Genomic DNA, 13,094 nt, shown 5'->3' on the forward strand with positions numbered 1-13,094 from the left:
TAAAACCCCACCTACGATAAGCCTGCTACTTATTATACAGGTAAACATTTTTTTCAAACCAATTGAAAAAATCACTGTTTAACATATTTTCCGGATCGAGTAGATCGATAGTATTTTCTTCGTTCACCGTTGAGCAACGCGGCAACATTTCATTATATAAAAACGAAATAAAAGGGTTTTTATCTTTTGGTAAACTACTAAAATACTGCGTATACACAAGGCTCGATGCATACAATATGGCTTCATCTTCTTGCCAAGATTTATTGGGTATAATCAAATCATCCATTACAAAGGGCTGACTCATAGAGCCTGTGCGCTTATCCCACTCATCAATTCGCAAAGAGGCAAGATGTTCGCCACTTTCAGAACGATAAGCAAAATATTGAGCCAGTCCCTCTTGTGCCCAACGCTGCATATACCCAAATTGTACAAAGTTAATGGCATGTACGGCTTCATGTGTAAGGATATCTATAAACAATGTGCGATTTAGGTAACCATTATCATAACGAGGTAAATTAATATAAGCCTGATGAATCCAAGGGATATACACTCCAGGGTTATTTACTGAACTTTCGGCACCATGCTTAACTAACTCATTAAAATATTGCTTATCATTAAGCGTTACTTTTAAATCTATAACACTTTTGGATAAGTTCTCTGGTTCAAACCAATCCATATACTCCTGATAAACAAACAATAAATTTCTGCGCAGTTCCCACTTAAGATCATCAACGAATTGTTCTGAAAAATAGTGTTCAAGTGGCCGATATTCTCCGCGAAATAACACCGAAATATTAATTTCAAAAAAACCGTAATACCTATTCATATAACGCTTAGAATCTGGGTCGTATATTCTTGTAAATTTAAGCGGCGGGCGCTCCAATAAACTACATAACCGTTTTTGTTCTGATGTAGGGTTAACCGCCAGCCATTGGTGAGGAGTATGCTCTATATGCGGGGGAGCTTCATGCTTTATAGTGTCAATGTTACGCCGTAAACGCTTTTCAACGTGCTCAGGTTTTATTTTATTCACGATCGGGGCCGCTGCAGGCTTAAAACCCTCATAATTTACATACACATTTTCCACAAGTGCTTCAATTGGCTCTGCATATACTCGCGTGTCTTGTGAATCGAACGAGTTAATAAATAAATTAACTCCCACAACCAAAATTAACACCGCCAAAAGTACTAAAAAAATGACCTTCGACCTACCCGCCTGTCTTTTATACACTTACACCTCTTAAACAATATTTGCAGAAAGCGACGAAGGCTTTTTTGCATCACCAAATCTTTGAATATAAAAACAGTGTAGCGAGTTTAAATACAATAAAGTACTCAAAAGAGGTCTAATCAGTTACTAGGCATCGAATAGGGGTTGTTAGCGAGTGAAAACCAAACCCGTAGGCGGGAGTTTACCTCGCGCTGTTTTACATTTTATGGTGCTTTATTTGCGCGGCGTAAAGCCCCGCCTACGACAAATCCTAGCACTTTTGTAGGTCGTGCTTTAGCGCGACAATAAATACACAAAGCAATCATCGCAGCTAAAGCTCGCTCCTACCAACAAACCCATGAACTAACCAAATATCGTAGGAACCCGCTTTAGCTGTGATTTTTGTAGAGCTAGTTGATGAACAATAAACCAAACCCGTAGGCGGGAGTTTACCTCGCGCTGTTTACATTTTATGGTGCTTTATTTGCGCGGCGTAAAGCCCCGCCCACAACAAATTAATGGTCTTTAAATTAAATTTTGATTAATCGCTTTTATTACCGCTTGGGTTCTATCTTTTACATTAAGCTTGGCTAGAACTTGCGACACATGGTTACGAATTGTTCCTTCAGAGTTATCCAACCTATTAGCAATCACTTTATTCGACATTCCCAAAGACATACACTGCAGCACAACTTGCTCTTTTGCCGTTAAACATTGTTGGGGTGTTAACTGTTGTTGTAATAAATAATCAGTCACTGCACTTTGCAGCACACGTTTACCCGCAATAACACGTTTAATCGCATCTATTAATTCTTCAAGCTCTATATTTTTAAGAACATAACCACGCGCGCCCAAATTTATAGCTTTAACTAATACGTCACAATCCTCAAAGGTAGTAATTATTAGTACCGGCGTGTTGTTTAAGCTTTCACGCATTTTCTCAAGAACACCGAGCCCATCAAGGTTTGGCATTCGCATATCTAACAGCACAATATCAAAGCTACGCTGCGTTAATTGAGTAATAGCCTGTAAACCATCCTCAGCATGGCCATCAATAAATATATCCTCATCTAAATTAAGTAAATTAGCTAAACCAAGGCGAACTAAAGTCTGATCTTCTACTAGTAGGCACTTAATCATTATTCGTCTCTATTAAAAATCAGTGGCAAAGCAATAGTATTTATAAGCACACCTTGCTCAATATACTGGGTAAAATCGCCATTATATTGCGCCATGCGCTCCTTTAATCCAGCTAAACCATTACCTTGTTTTGGTAACTCTGTTTCTGGTTGGTTGTTGTATGCCTGTGCGATAAGCTGTGTTTGTTGATCAATATGAGTGACCTTTGCACTCAATGTTATATGGTTTGCTTGTGTATGTTTAAGCGTATTACTGATCATTTCTTGGCAAAAGCGTAGCACACATAAGCCATAATCTTGGGGTAATTGTTCTGTTTGTGTATCAAGCTGTAAATCACATTGTAAGTTAGGGGTTAGCGCACAGAGGGCCTCGAGCGCATTTTTTAATATGGTTTTATTATTACGTTGGGTCGATACGATTTCTCGTACCTCTTCTAGTACTTCTTGGCTTAATTGATGACAACGAGTCAACGTTTCGACAGTTTCAGGGTTGGCTGTTCGTTTAGCAAAATCTAAGTTAATACTCAGCGCAGTGAGCTTATGACCCAAAGAGTCATGTAATTCTCGTGAAATGTTCTGACGTTCCTGCGCAGCACTCATCGCTCCCATCATTTGTTGCGTAGCTTTGAGTTCTTTATAGTTTTGTCGCGATTGATAATGCATATTAAGACTCTCCACAATACGCCTACTTACAAACCAATTCATCACACAAAAGAAAAACCATACTACAAACGTCACCCAAGGCACACTAGTTTCCCAGCGCGTATAATGTGTTGCGCCATATACAACCATGGCGCTCACCACCGCACACAGTATTTTAGGTAATGAAAAGTGAGGGCTGAAAGTTGCCGTAAACATCACTAAATGCAAAAACACGAGCGACGTCGACGTAAGTTGCATGAGTCCCAAGGTCAGCAAAAAATAAGTTAACGCAATTATATAAACGTGTTTATTTGGCTGCTTTAAAACATAAAATAGCAGTGCCAAAATAGCACCACTCACACCACCTTGTAGCAACAAAGCAAGTTCAGAGTTAGCATAATATGCGCAGGCTGAGGTTACCCCCAACCAAGAGGCCAACGTTGAAAAACGCCAATCTGTTGTATGCCGTATATTTGGAACCATTGAATAACCTACATTTTTTACTAATTATTACAGAATCAAAAAGTTAAGAACAGTGACATATGTCATAGCCCAAGCTATGAGGTTTGTGACTAGAGGGCTCAAGATACAATCACGTATGCTTTTAATACGAACTACACCACCCGAGCACTTAAAATGAATATGAATAATAGACTACATTACATTGATAATTTACGTAGCCTAGCGCTATTACTAGGTATTGTATTTCACGCAGCGCTGGCATACAGCCCCTTTTTTAGTAATCTTTGGTTCACAGCCGATCCAAATACACATTTCATCTTTGATTATATATCGCATGCATTACACTTATTTCGTATGCCACTCTTTTTTATTATTGCAGGTTTTTGCAGCGCCCTGCTTATAGATAAATCTAATACTAATCAATTTTTACGTCATCGAGCTAAACACATACTGTTGCCCTTTATGATCTTTTTGCCTTTAAGCTTTGCCATTTACTATCATGCCCTTAGCTTTGGTGCGAGTATTGCTAAACCAACGCCGCCCATTTTTGCTGTTTTTCAGGTCATTAAAGAGCCTGTAATCAGCACAATGCATTTATGGTTTTTGTGGAATCTATTTCAGTTTTGCGTCATCTTTTGGCTACTAAATAAGAGTAAGTTAGTAAGCAATAAGCTCGATAACTTCATAACTCACCCCGTATTTTTATATTGTATGCTACCCATTTTATTAACAGTCTCATTAATTGCACAGCCGATACCATTCCCAGCCCCCGATAAACTCACGCCTCAGCTTTGGTCATATGGCTTTTACGGCAGCCTTTACTTGGTCGGTGCAAGCCTTTTTAAAAAGCAAAACCTACTTTCAACGTATCAAAACTATATATGGCCTCTATCAGGAATAGCCACAATATCTATTGCGGCTTATTTTTATCTACTTCCAGCAGCGCCTACACTTGAAATGGTTATAACCGCCGCCTCCGCCGGAGAATTCACCCCAACAGGCCATCAACACTTTTTGCATGTAATGGTACAAACGAGCTGTATTTTATCGTTGACCGCAGTGTCTATTTTACTCGGCCACCGCTTTTTAAATAATGCAAATCGCGTAAGTCGCGCCATTTCCGATGCTTCGTATTGGGTTTATTTAATCCACGTACCAGTACTTATTTATATTCAAATGCCACTGATCAACACCGCACTCCCCGCACTGAGTAAATTTATTATTTCCGTATTCTTAACCTTATTGATTGGCCAAGTCAGTTACTTGCTATTAGTAAAAAGAACATGGCTTGGCTTATTACTCAATGGCAAAAAGCATTAAAGGAAAGCTACCCAGTTTATAAGTTGTGCATTAGCTTTATTTGCGCGGCATAAAGCCCCGCGCTTTTGTAGGTCGTGCTTTAGCGCGACAATAACAATAAATGCTAAAGCAATCATCGCAGCTAAAGCTCACTCCTACAATCAACCCATATCGTAGGAACCAGCTTTAGCTGTGATTGTTTGTAGAGTTACTGAAAAATAAACCAAAACCGTAGGCGGGAGTTTACCTCGCGCAAGTTTGCGTTTTATGGTGCTTTATTTGCGCGGCATAAAGCCCAGTCTACAAAAAAGCCCCGCGCTTTTGTAGGTCGTGCTTTAGCGCGACAATAACAATAAATACACAAAGCAATCATCGCAGCTAAAGCTCACTCCTACCGTCAACCTATATAGTAGGAACCCGCTTTAGCTGTGATTGTTTGTAGAGCTAGTTGATGAAAAATAAACCAAACCCGTAGGCGCGAGTTTACCTCGCGCTGTTTGCATTTTATGGTGCTTTAATTTGCGCGGCGTAAAGCCTCCCCCTACGACAAATCCTAGCACTTTTGTAGGTCGTGCTTTAGCGCGACAATAAATACACAAAGCAATCATCGCAGCTAAAACTCGCTCCTACCAACAAACCCATGAACTAACCAAATATCGTAGGAACCCGCTTTAGCTGTGATTGTTTGTAGAGCTAGTTGATGAACAATAAACCAAAACCGTAGGCGGGAGTTTACCTCGCGCTGTTTGCATTTTATGGTGCTTTATTTGCGCGGCGTAAAGATCCACCTACAAAAAAGCCCCGCGCTTTTTGTAGGTCGTGCTTTAGCGCGACAATGAATACACAAAGCAATCATCGCTATTAAAGTACACTGCGTTTATGTATCCCCAAGCCCCAAATATTAAACACTACCTGATTACAAGTACGGTTTAAACGCCTCATCATCTTGTTTAAATTGTGACAACAGCCATTCTTTAAACGCAATGACCTTTTCCCATTTAAAGTGATCTTTCGGACCCACTAAATAATATTTATAACTACACGCATACTCAAAACCAGGAAATAAAGCCAGCTGCCCTAATTTAATATGCGACTCAATTAAACGCCGCCTAACTAAAGCAATCCCCTGGCCAGCTAAAGTAGCTTGAATCACTAATGCGGCATTATCTATTTCTAAAAATACAGGAACTGATGCTGGACAAACTCCCAAGCTAGTGATTAAGGTTTGCCATCCTTGCTCAGCATCGGGGCAAATATCCATAATAATGTTTTGTTTAAGCAACTGCTCTTTAAGCGGCAAATTAACATCAAGTAGACCAGGCTTATAAGCTAAAAATAAGCTGTCATCAGCCAGCAGTTCACTATGTACATCACTGTAATTACCTAAACCAAACCGTATCCCTAAATCAACATGCCCCTGAGAAAAATTAGCATGATGGTCACTGGGGTCAATGCGTAAATGAATACCCGGATAAGCACGTTGAAAACCACTGACATGTTGCAACAACCAGCCACTGGCAAATGAAGGTAATACTGATAAGTTTAAACAATGGGGTTGTTCATCTTGGCGTAATGAATTCACACCATTTTGTAAGCAACTAAAGCCTTTTAAAACATGTGGTAATAATTGCTCACCTTGACGGGTTAGCGCAACAAATCGAGTATGACGAGTAAATAACTCACACTGTAAATTCGCCTCTAACAATCGAATTTGCTGACTTACAGCTGCTTGACTCACAAATAATTTTTCAGCCGCAAGCTTAAAACTTCCCAACTCTGCAGCATGCTTAAAATACCAAAGACTTTTTAATGGCGGTAAATTCACAGCTCACCCAAGTTAAGAAAAACTTAAGCATAGGTAACTTTTAATCGTTTGTCAGTATTTTTTATACACGCAATACTCACCCAGTCAGCCATCCGAAAACAGGAATATAACTTATGAAAAACCTAATAGTATTAGCTTTCTTTTTATTCAGTGGTCTCGCTCATACAGCACCTACAACCACATCAAAAATAAATACTGATGAAGGTTACCCTTATAAAAACTTAATTAACAAATCAGAAAGAGTAGAGCTGCGCTACACAGAAAACGGTCATAACGTTTCATGCAGAGTCGTTGTTCAATCTAAAGAAATTAAATACGCAGGGGAGCTGCAAACAGCATCAGCAAAACGCTTTAAAAAAAGCCCAATGAGCACTTGCTTGACCAGAGATAAAGCGAAAGAGATTTTAGCGCTATTGTAGATATTAAATCAGGAAAAAAATTAGTAAAAAATACATTGCAGAACGCTTGAGCACAGGGCAGATAATCTGCCCGCTTAAAGTTTAAATCATGTGTAATTTATTAATCTCTACAGGTAACGCAAGGGCTGATTCATAAAATGCGAACACCTCTTTCACATACGGTTGCTGGTAATGTTCATCAAGTGCAGCTTGTGATGCAAACTTTTCTATCAAAAATAAACACTGTTGATCTAAATCTTCATATAACTCAAAACGAATACACCCTGGCTCTGCTAATGTTGGTTGTAACATTTGCTGTAAACGCCCTTTACACTCAGTAAATAATGCCGCATTAGGCGTGATTTTTGCCACTATATTAATCATTTTAAACCCCTATTAAAAAACGTAATAACAACACAGCGAATAGGTGGAGCAACAGTAAATGCCACCACAAAAGCCGCAGGCCACGCATTAATAAATGCAATTAGCCAACTGTGTAAAAATGTTTCACTGAAACCTAAATTAACGTAGGTTACCCAAGCAGATAACAAAAACGACATCAAAAAAGATGCACCGCAAACTCGCCTAATTTTACCTTACACCCAAACTCAGTTACCAACAGGCATGCTTAACAAACTAACAGAACTCTACAGCGAAATAAGTTATTGCTTTGATATAACAATAGCCAGAAAAATAGTTGAAGAAGGTAATGGGGTTGGTTTATTACCGATGAGTGAAATTAGTTGTATTACTGACAAACAGGCTTTTGACTATATTGAATTGCAGCCAGCTTTTGCAAACAGGCCTATTTATGCCCTATGGCATAACACACGCCAGCCAAGTAAAACGGCAAGTCAGTTAATTACCTTAATACAGAGCGTAATTGAGCAAACGCCATGTTTACAGGGTGATATTGTAAAGTTAGGTTAAGGTTTTTTTATGCTGTAGGCGTGCAGCTTGCGGACGCGAAAAGCGCAGCTTTTAATATCTAAGCTCGATATCAGTTAAAACAGCTAAACTAAACGATTTAAATACATCAAATGCATGTTCCCAATTAACGCTATGACTACCGTAAACCATTGGAACAACATATTCATTAAAGCGCGTTTCATAGAGTGAATTAGTTTGCAATACATCTAAAGCAAACTTAAGTTCAACTATAGGATCTTCCATGAATTCTAAATGCTGATTACCGTAGCGGGTAATATCTTCTGCTATGACTTTTTTGACTAAAGGTGTACATCTTGAACATTCGCCAATGCTGCTTGTTGAATATAATAGGTATCATAAATATGACGAATTAGCGCAGGATCATCGTCTCTTTTATTATCACGTGCAAAGCTCGCTGTTCGCCTAAGCATAGACACTAACTTTTCAGCTTGTGTACTCTTAATACTAGAAAAATCCATCAGTGACACTTCTGGTGACTGTTGAGTTACCTCGTTCACTAAAGAAGATATATTGCGGCTTTGCACATTATCAAAAAGTAACGTTTCTATAAGCTCTAATTTAATAAAAGGTCGTAAGCATGGAGCTTTTGAATGGGCTTGAGGATAGCGAATATCAATTTGTTGATATCGATATTCATCGAACACGGTTGGAGTATTTTCTACAGAAAAATAATCATCTGAATTAATTGCATCAATTAGCTGTAAGTGGAGCGCTTTTCTAGCCTTTCTTCTTTTAGTTTTAGACGTGTTAGCAGCTAAATCTTTAGGAATGATTTTTATATCAACATCTTCAGACATTCGATGAGTTTTAATACCTGACTTTGTTAATGCCGTACCACCTGAAAAAACTAAAGTATGCGTATCAAAAGATAACTCTGAAAGTAGCTTAAGTAATAAAACTACGTAATAATCTTTTTCAACAATGGCAGGGTTACCCATACCAAGAGCATCAGCTACATCTAAAAATAAATCGCTATCAATTCGCATTGATAGCGCTATTATTTACAACAATCTTGCGCTTAAATCGACTGTTGGTCATTATTTTAAATGAAGCGGGAACCTGTAAGCTTTCACCATTAAGACTGCGTTGTGAAAATTCATCAAACTGATACTCAACGCCCAGTTTTTCAATAGCCTCTAAAATGACTCCATCTGCACCCGCAGGTGATGCTGGCATTAACTTACCAGTAATGCGATTTTCTCGCGCTTTGGTATAAAGCCCATAACCAATGCGTAACAATTGGCCACTATCAACCAACTTTTTTAGTACACGCCCAACTTGGTCGTAACCTGCAATATCAGCAAAATCAGCGCGCTCAAAAACATAACGCTTAGAGCGGTTTATTCTTGTGGTTACTTTACTTGCTATTGTCATATTAATTACTCTCGTTACTTAGATAAAATATAGCAAATATACGGCATCTAAACAATGCAAACATACGACATCCATATGCTTTGATCATTCGTCAGCTCTCGGCGCCCCGAGCATTTTGCTATTTCCTCAAAGCCTAAATTAATATGAGCGTAACCGCCGTGTAAGACGAGTAATTTGTCAGGCTAAAGCTTACTACCTTCTGAATCTATATTATTTATTAGTTCCTTAGATACTTCTTGCAGTGCTCTTTTTACATCTAAAGATATAAAACCAAGATCTAAAGGATTAGAAATCGCTAAATCGGAATTTTTAAATTCACGTAAATTTGCGATATTAGCTAAATAGCTTTCAAGTAATTCTGGCTTTGCTTTTCGCTTTAAATTTTGGCGGAATGTTTCTGTAAATTTACGCATTTCTTCAGGTTCATCATCTTCAAAGCGCTCACAATAAACTCGCTTGGCCATTTCTTTTTGAGTTAAACCTAGCTCTTTAATAATTATTTTAATTTTATTTTGTAATTCTTCGTGTTTTTCCATTTTCTGTCCCAGTTTGTCCCAACACCTTATTTATGATGATTTTGCTCTCAAAGCGAAGAGCATTCCTTAAACTAAACAAAGGTAATATTATGAAAAACATGAATCAAAGTGCCGCTGCACGAATCCAAGCTGCCGAGGCAAAAGCTAACAATGGCTTAGTTGAAAAAGGCGGTTTTGCTGCACGAGCTCAAAGAGCTGCTGCAAATAACCAGCAAACTTCACGTCCAGCCCCAAATAATGGACCTAGTAAAACAGGGAACCCTTCGGGCCCGGGCAGAGGTAATAATCCACCAAAATCGAAATAAAAAGAGTACCTTTAGCGATACGCAAGTATCGCTATCTACATTGACTTAACTTACTAACAAAAGTGTTAATAAATTTCTTCTTGTTTGACGATAACTCCGCCTCAGGTACAATTTTCATTGTTTCATCTAATGCGCAAATACACATCCTGGCATTAACGCGTAAATTGTTTTTACTAATTTTTGCTTGAGGGTTAGAACAAAAACTAACTATTTCAACAATAGCACCTGTCGAGTAGCGACTAGGCTCAAGTAACTCTCTATCTAACTTATACGCACCCACAGCACCTATTAATAGTGCAACTTTAGCTGTTAAAAACGGTTTCTTAAATTTTTTATAGGTGTGGCCTGCAAACGTTTTTGCACATTTACTACAAGTAATATGGTTTCCGTATTCTAAAGAGCTTTCTTCAGAACAGCAGGGGCAAACTAAGTTGAGCTGTTTTTCATTAGAGGTTGTATTTGGTGAGTTTCTACTAGCGTCCATTGCTATACCTTACTTCTGAATCCTTGTTATCATATCTTATTGATATTAATTAGATAAATCAATAAAATTAACGTGCCGTGAATTTATTTGTCGATATACCAAGAGTTATGTATATTAAATTTATACATAACTTGAGTAACTTAAATGGCTAATCAGGATCTAAAAGGTAAATGGCTTTCGAGTAAAGAAACCATGAAACAATTGAAAATATCAGGCTGTGAGCTTATGCACCGTCGCGAACGTGGTGAGCTTAAGTTTGAAAAGCGCGGGCGGGCGTATTTTTATTATTTTGAAAACCTCAAAAGCATTACCAAATGAATTTCCCAGAGTATCGTGATTTAGTAAAAAAGCTCAAACATGGTAAATCATTACCAACAGCCATTTATTTACATAAAAGTGCATTAGCTGAAGCCATACCACCTGAATTATTAAGCTTTATAACAAACACAATAAACAAGCTTGAAGTAGAACAACCGTGGAACCTTATAAAGCTCTATAAACGAGACTTAAAATTTACACTACTTAACTACCCTAATTTTGATGAATACGCATACCCTGCACTTCACACCAGCTATACAATTGATGCCCAAGAGCTAACTATAAAAACAACTAACTACAGTGGCTCAAATAACCCTCCCATCTTGCACCGTAAAGAAACCTTTGTTCTCCCTAATTATCCTCACTACCCATTCTTTAAAGCTATTACCAAGGAAGGAGAGCAAATTGGTCTGTACCAAAACACCAAAAGCATTGGTTTTAAACAGCAATGGCAAAACTTAATAAAGCGCAAAGGCTACGAGCTTGATGAGCAAGGCAGGTTAAACAAACTAGCAGAAATACCAAAACCTGAAATTGAACATGAGCCACAAAAAATACAGCGCCATTTAACGGCTATAAATCGCGATAGGCTTTCTGCTCCTTTTCAAAAGCTCGCAAAGTACGGTTATTTAAATGGTGATTATTCAATACTTGATTACGGCTGCGGCCTAGCTGATGACGCAACTGAGCTTGAAGCCCACGGGCTTAATATAAATGCGTGGGACCCAGTACACAGGCCAAACGGCAATAAACAAAAAAGTGATATTGTTAATTTGGGCTTTGTACTCAATGTTATTGAAGATCAACAAGAGCGTATAGATACACTAAAAGCAGCTTACCAACATACTAAAAAATTGCTTTTAGTATCAGTAATGCTCGCCAATGAAGCCAAACAAGAACACTTTAAACAATACAAAGATGGCGTAATAACTAAATGGAATACGTTTCAAAAATACTATAGCCAAGCCCAAATAAGAGCCTACATAGAGCAAACCCTAAATGTTAAAACAATGGCGTTTGGGCAAGGCATAATTGCTATTTTTAAATGCCCACAATTAGAAGAAGCACATCATTTAGAGCTGCAATTTCAAAATTATAATTGGCAACATATAACCCAAAGACCGCAGCCAAAAGCATTACCCAAAGCCCAACAAAAAACCTTGTTTGAAAAACACCAAATACTGCTTGATGATTTTTGGCAACATTGCCTGCACTTTGGCCGTTTACCTGCAAACGATGAGTTTGAGCAAAGTACAGCACTGCGTAAATACTTTGCCAGCCACAACAAAGCATTTAGCTTGCTGCAAAATTACTATGAACAAAATGTGTTTGAGCAAGCGCAACAAAAACGAAAACATGATTTACTGGTTTATTTTGCACTTAGCCTATTTGGTAAACGCCAAGCTAAAAGTCATATGCCTGCAAGGCTAACGCGAGATTTAAAAGTACATTTTAGCGATTACAACCAAGCATTAGAGCAAGCAAAGCAACTGCTTTTCTCGATTGCAGAGCCCGCTAATATTGGCAATGCCTGTTACCAAGCTTACGAGCAAATTCAGCTCGGTGAGTTACACGACAACCACTCGTATATTTTACCCACTCGTTACTTAAATCAGCTTCCCGCAATACTACGTGTTTACATTGGCTGTGCCGTGCAGTTGTATGGCGATATTGACGACGTAGATTTAGTAAAAATACATATGCGGTCGGGTAAAGTTACCTTTTTAAAATACGATGACTTTAATAAAAAGCTGCCATTACTCACTGAGCGAATAAAAGTAAAAATGCTAGAGCAAGATATAGACTATTTTTACTATGGCGATACCTACCCCTACCAGCCCTTTTATAACAAAATAGATTATTTACAAAAAGGCAGTAGCGAATACAAAAGCCAACAACGGTTTGATAAAAAATTAGCCGATATGCTAAAAGGGGTAACCAAAGCTGAGTGGCCCAACTGGCCTATTTTACTCAAGGTGTTTGACTATTGGGCTGCAGAGTTGAAGGGAGATAAATTTTTTAAGAAATAAAATTACTATTCATAATAAGGAACTATGTTTCCACGTATCGACATTGCGATAAATAAAACAATAAAAACTGTATTTATCACGTAAGGTACGTAATAATATTACGTACCTTACGTGATGAGAT

At 38.2% G+C, this 13,094-nt stretch carries 17 protein-coding genes; 6 read left to right on the top strand and 11 right to left on the bottom strand.

The window, feature by feature from the left end:
* Positions 1 to 25 precede the first annotated feature (25 nt).
* From ADS77_RS00930 to ADS77_RS00940, 3 genes are all read right to left on the bottom strand, one after another.
* Positions 26 to 1,231: a hypothetical protein gene (locus tag ADS77_RS00930; RefSeq protein WP_152960572.1), complete on the bottom strand. Its 1,206-nt coding sequence runs from the start codon at positions 1,229 to 1,231 to the stop codon at positions 26 to 28.
* 504 nt (positions 1,232 to 1,735) lie between these two features.
* Positions 1,736 to 2,350, bottom strand: a complete 615-nt coding sequence (locus ADS77_RS00935; protein WP_054204020.1) for a response regulator — start codon at positions 2,348 to 2,350, stop codon at positions 1,736 to 1,738.
* A complete protein-coding gene (locus ADS77_RS00940; protein WP_054204019.1) occupies positions 2,350 to 3,474 on the bottom strand; it encodes a histidine kinase in 1,125 nt (374 codons plus the stop codon). The genes ADS77_RS00935 and ADS77_RS00940 overlap by 1 nt, the downstream gene beginning before the upstream one ends.
* Positions 3,475 to 3,633: 159 nt before the next feature.
* Here ADS77_RS00940 and ADS77_RS00945 point away from each other — a divergent pair, with 159 nt between their 5' ends.
* Entirely contained in the window at positions 3,634 to 4,773 is a 1,140-nt protein-coding gene (locus tag ADS77_RS00945; RefSeq protein ID WP_316244658.1) for an acyltransferase family protein, read from the top strand.
* An 895-nt stretch (positions 4,774 to 5,668) separates the two neighbouring features.
* On the opposite strand, the gene ADS77_RS00955 is transcribed toward ADS77_RS00945, so the two are convergent.
* Entirely contained in the window at positions 5,669 to 6,577 is a 909-nt protein-coding gene (locus ADS77_RS00955; RefSeq protein WP_054452410.1) for a LysR substrate-binding domain-containing protein, read from the bottom strand.
* A gap of 113 nt (positions 6,578 to 6,690) precedes the next feature.
* Between ADS77_RS00955 and ADS77_RS00960 the strand changes: the two genes are divergently transcribed.
* Complete coding sequence (locus tag ADS77_RS00960; protein ID WP_054452412.1) at positions 6,691 to 6,996, top strand: hypothetical protein; 306 nt, start codon at positions 6,691 to 6,693, stop codon at positions 6,994 to 6,996.
* Positions 6,997 to 7,077: 81 nt separating this feature from the next.
* Here the strand turns inward: ADS77_RS00960 and ADS77_RS00965 are convergent, their stop codons facing one another.
* Positions 7,078 to 7,359, bottom strand: coding sequence for a putative quinol monooxygenase (locus tag ADS77_RS00965; RefSeq protein WP_054452414.1), 282 nt, complete (start codon positions 7,357 to 7,359; stop codon positions 7,078 to 7,080).
* Complete coding sequence (locus tag ADS77_RS00970) at positions 7,356 to 7,535, bottom strand: DUF2798 domain-containing protein (protein WP_054452416.1); 180 nt, start codon at positions 7,533 to 7,535, stop codon at positions 7,356 to 7,358. The genes ADS77_RS00965 and ADS77_RS00970 overlap by 4 nt, the downstream gene beginning before the upstream one ends.
* 64 nt (positions 7,536 to 7,599) lie before the next feature.
* On the opposite strand from ADS77_RS00970, the gene ADS77_RS00975 reads away from it, so the two are divergent.
* The gene (locus ADS77_RS00975; RefSeq protein WP_054452417.1) at positions 7,600 to 7,905 is read left to right on the top strand and encodes a LysR family transcriptional regulator; all 306 of its coding nucleotides are present in this window, start codon (positions 7,600 to 7,602) and stop codon (positions 7,903 to 7,905) included.
* 51 nt (positions 7,906 to 7,956) lie between these two features.
* On the opposite strand, the gene ADS77_RS22465 is transcribed toward ADS77_RS00975, so the two are convergent.
* The 4 genes from ADS77_RS22465 to ADS77_RS00990 form a co-directional block, all read right to left on the bottom strand.
* Positions 7,957 to 8,148: a hypothetical protein gene (locus ADS77_RS22465; protein WP_200909629.1), complete on the bottom strand. Its 192-nt coding sequence runs from the start codon at positions 8,146 to 8,148 to the stop codon at positions 7,957 to 7,959.
* Positions 8,149 to 8,204: 56 nt separating this feature from the next.
* Positions 8,205 to 8,912, bottom strand: coding sequence for a nucleotidyl transferase AbiEii/AbiGii toxin family protein (locus ADS77_RS00980; protein WP_200909630.1), 708 nt, complete (start codon positions 8,910 to 8,912; stop codon positions 8,205 to 8,207).
* Positions 8,902 to 9,300: a DUF6088 family protein gene (locus ADS77_RS00985; protein ID WP_054452419.1), complete on the bottom strand. Its 399-nt coding sequence runs from the start codon at positions 9,298 to 9,300 to the stop codon at positions 8,902 to 8,904. The genes ADS77_RS00980 and ADS77_RS00985 overlap by 11 nt, the downstream gene beginning before the upstream one ends.
* Positions 9,301 to 9,482: 182 nt before the next feature.
* The gene (locus ADS77_RS00990) at positions 9,483 to 9,836 is read right to left on the bottom strand and encodes a hypothetical protein (protein ID WP_054452421.1); all 354 of its coding nucleotides are present in this window, start codon (positions 9,834 to 9,836) and stop codon (positions 9,483 to 9,485) included.
* 89 nt (positions 9,837 to 9,925) lie between these two features.
* On the opposite strand from ADS77_RS00990, the gene ADS77_RS00995 reads away from it, so the two are divergent.
* Entirely contained in the window at positions 9,926 to 10,141 is a 216-nt protein-coding gene (locus ADS77_RS00995; protein WP_054452423.1) for a hypothetical protein, read from the top strand.
* A gap of 31 nt (positions 10,142 to 10,172) precedes the next feature.
* Here the strand turns inward: ADS77_RS00995 and ADS77_RS01000 are convergent, their stop codons facing one another.
* Entirely contained in the window at positions 10,173 to 10,625 is a 453-nt protein-coding gene (locus tag ADS77_RS01000) for a hypothetical protein (RefSeq protein ID WP_054452425.1), read from the bottom strand.
* A gap of 144 nt (positions 10,626 to 10,769) precedes the next feature.
* On the opposite strand from ADS77_RS01000, the gene ADS77_RS22470 reads away from it, so the two are divergent.
* On the top strand, positions 10,770 to 10,943 hold the full coding sequence (locus tag ADS77_RS22470) for a hypothetical protein (protein ID WP_200909631.1): 174 nt from the start codon (positions 10,770 to 10,772) through the stop codon (positions 10,941 to 10,943).
* A complete protein-coding gene (locus tag ADS77_RS01005) occupies positions 10,940 to 12,973 on the top strand; it encodes a DNA phosphorothioation-associated putative methyltransferase (protein ID WP_054452427.1) in 2,034 nt (677 codons plus the stop codon). The genes ADS77_RS22470 and ADS77_RS01005 overlap by 4 nt, the downstream gene beginning before the upstream one ends.
* Positions 12,974 to 13,094: the final 121 nt, after the last annotated feature.

The sequence above is a fragment of the Pseudoalteromonas porphyrae genome (assembly GCF_001298125.1).
Lineage (GTDB): Bacteria > Pseudomonadota > Gammaproteobacteria > Enterobacterales > Alteromonadaceae > Pseudoalteromonas > Pseudoalteromonas neustonica.

Excerpts from the sequence above, each read along its gene's own strand:
- ADS77_RS00935 (WP_054204020.1), bottom strand. The coding sequence starts at position 2,350 with ATGATTAAGTGCCTACTAGTAGAAGATCAGACTTTAGTTCGCCTTGGT.
- ADS77_RS00940 (WP_054204019.1), bottom strand. The coding sequence starts at position 3,474 with ATGGTTCCAAATATACGGCATACAACAGATTGGCGTTTTTCAACGTTG.
- ADS77_RS00945 (WP_316244658.1), top strand. The coding sequence starts at position 3,634 with ATGAATAATAGACTACATTACATTGATAATTTACGTAGCCTAGCGCTA.
- ADS77_RS00960 (WP_054452412.1), top strand. The coding sequence starts at position 6,691 with ATGAAAAACCTAATAGTATTAGCTTTCTTTTTATTCAGTGGTCTCGCT.
- ADS77_RS00965 (WP_054452414.1), bottom strand. The coding sequence starts at position 7,359 with ATGATTAATATAGTGGCAAAAATCACGCCTAATGCGGCATTATTTACT.
- ADS77_RS00970 (WP_054452416.1), bottom strand. The coding sequence starts at position 7,535 with ATGTCGTTTTTGTTATCTGCTTGGGTAACCTACGTTAATTTAGGTTTC.
- ADS77_RS00975 (WP_054452417.1), top strand. The coding sequence starts at position 7,600 with ATGCTTAACAAACTAACAGAACTCTACAGCGAAATAAGTTATTGCTTT.
- ADS77_RS22465 (WP_200909629.1), bottom strand. The coding sequence starts at position 8,148 with ATGGAAGATCCTATAGTTGAACTTAAGTTTGCTTTAGATGTATTGCAA.
- ADS77_RS00980 (WP_200909630.1), bottom strand. The coding sequence starts at position 8,912 with ATGCGAATTGATAGCGATTTATTTTTAGATGTAGCTGATGCTCTTGGT.
- ADS77_RS00985 (WP_054452419.1), bottom strand. The coding sequence starts at position 9,300 with ATGACAATAGCAAGTAAAGTAACCACAAGAATAAACCGCTCTAAGCGT.
- ADS77_RS00990 (WP_054452421.1), bottom strand. The coding sequence starts at position 9,836 with ATGGAAAAACACGAAGAATTACAAAATAAAATTAAAATAATTATTAAA.
- ADS77_RS00995 (WP_054452423.1), top strand. The coding sequence starts at position 9,926 with ATGAAAAACATGAATCAAAGTGCCGCTGCACGAATCCAAGCTGCCGAG.
- ADS77_RS01000 (WP_054452425.1), bottom strand. The coding sequence starts at position 10,625 with ATGGACGCTAGTAGAAACTCACCAAATACAACCTCTAATGAAAAACAG.
- ADS77_RS22470 (WP_200909631.1), top strand. The coding sequence starts at position 10,770 with ATGGCTAATCAGGATCTAAAAGGTAAATGGCTTTCGAGTAAAGAAACC.
- ADS77_RS01005 (WP_054452427.1), top strand. The coding sequence starts at position 10,940 with ATGAATTTCCCAGAGTATCGTGATTTAGTAAAAAAGCTCAAACATGGT.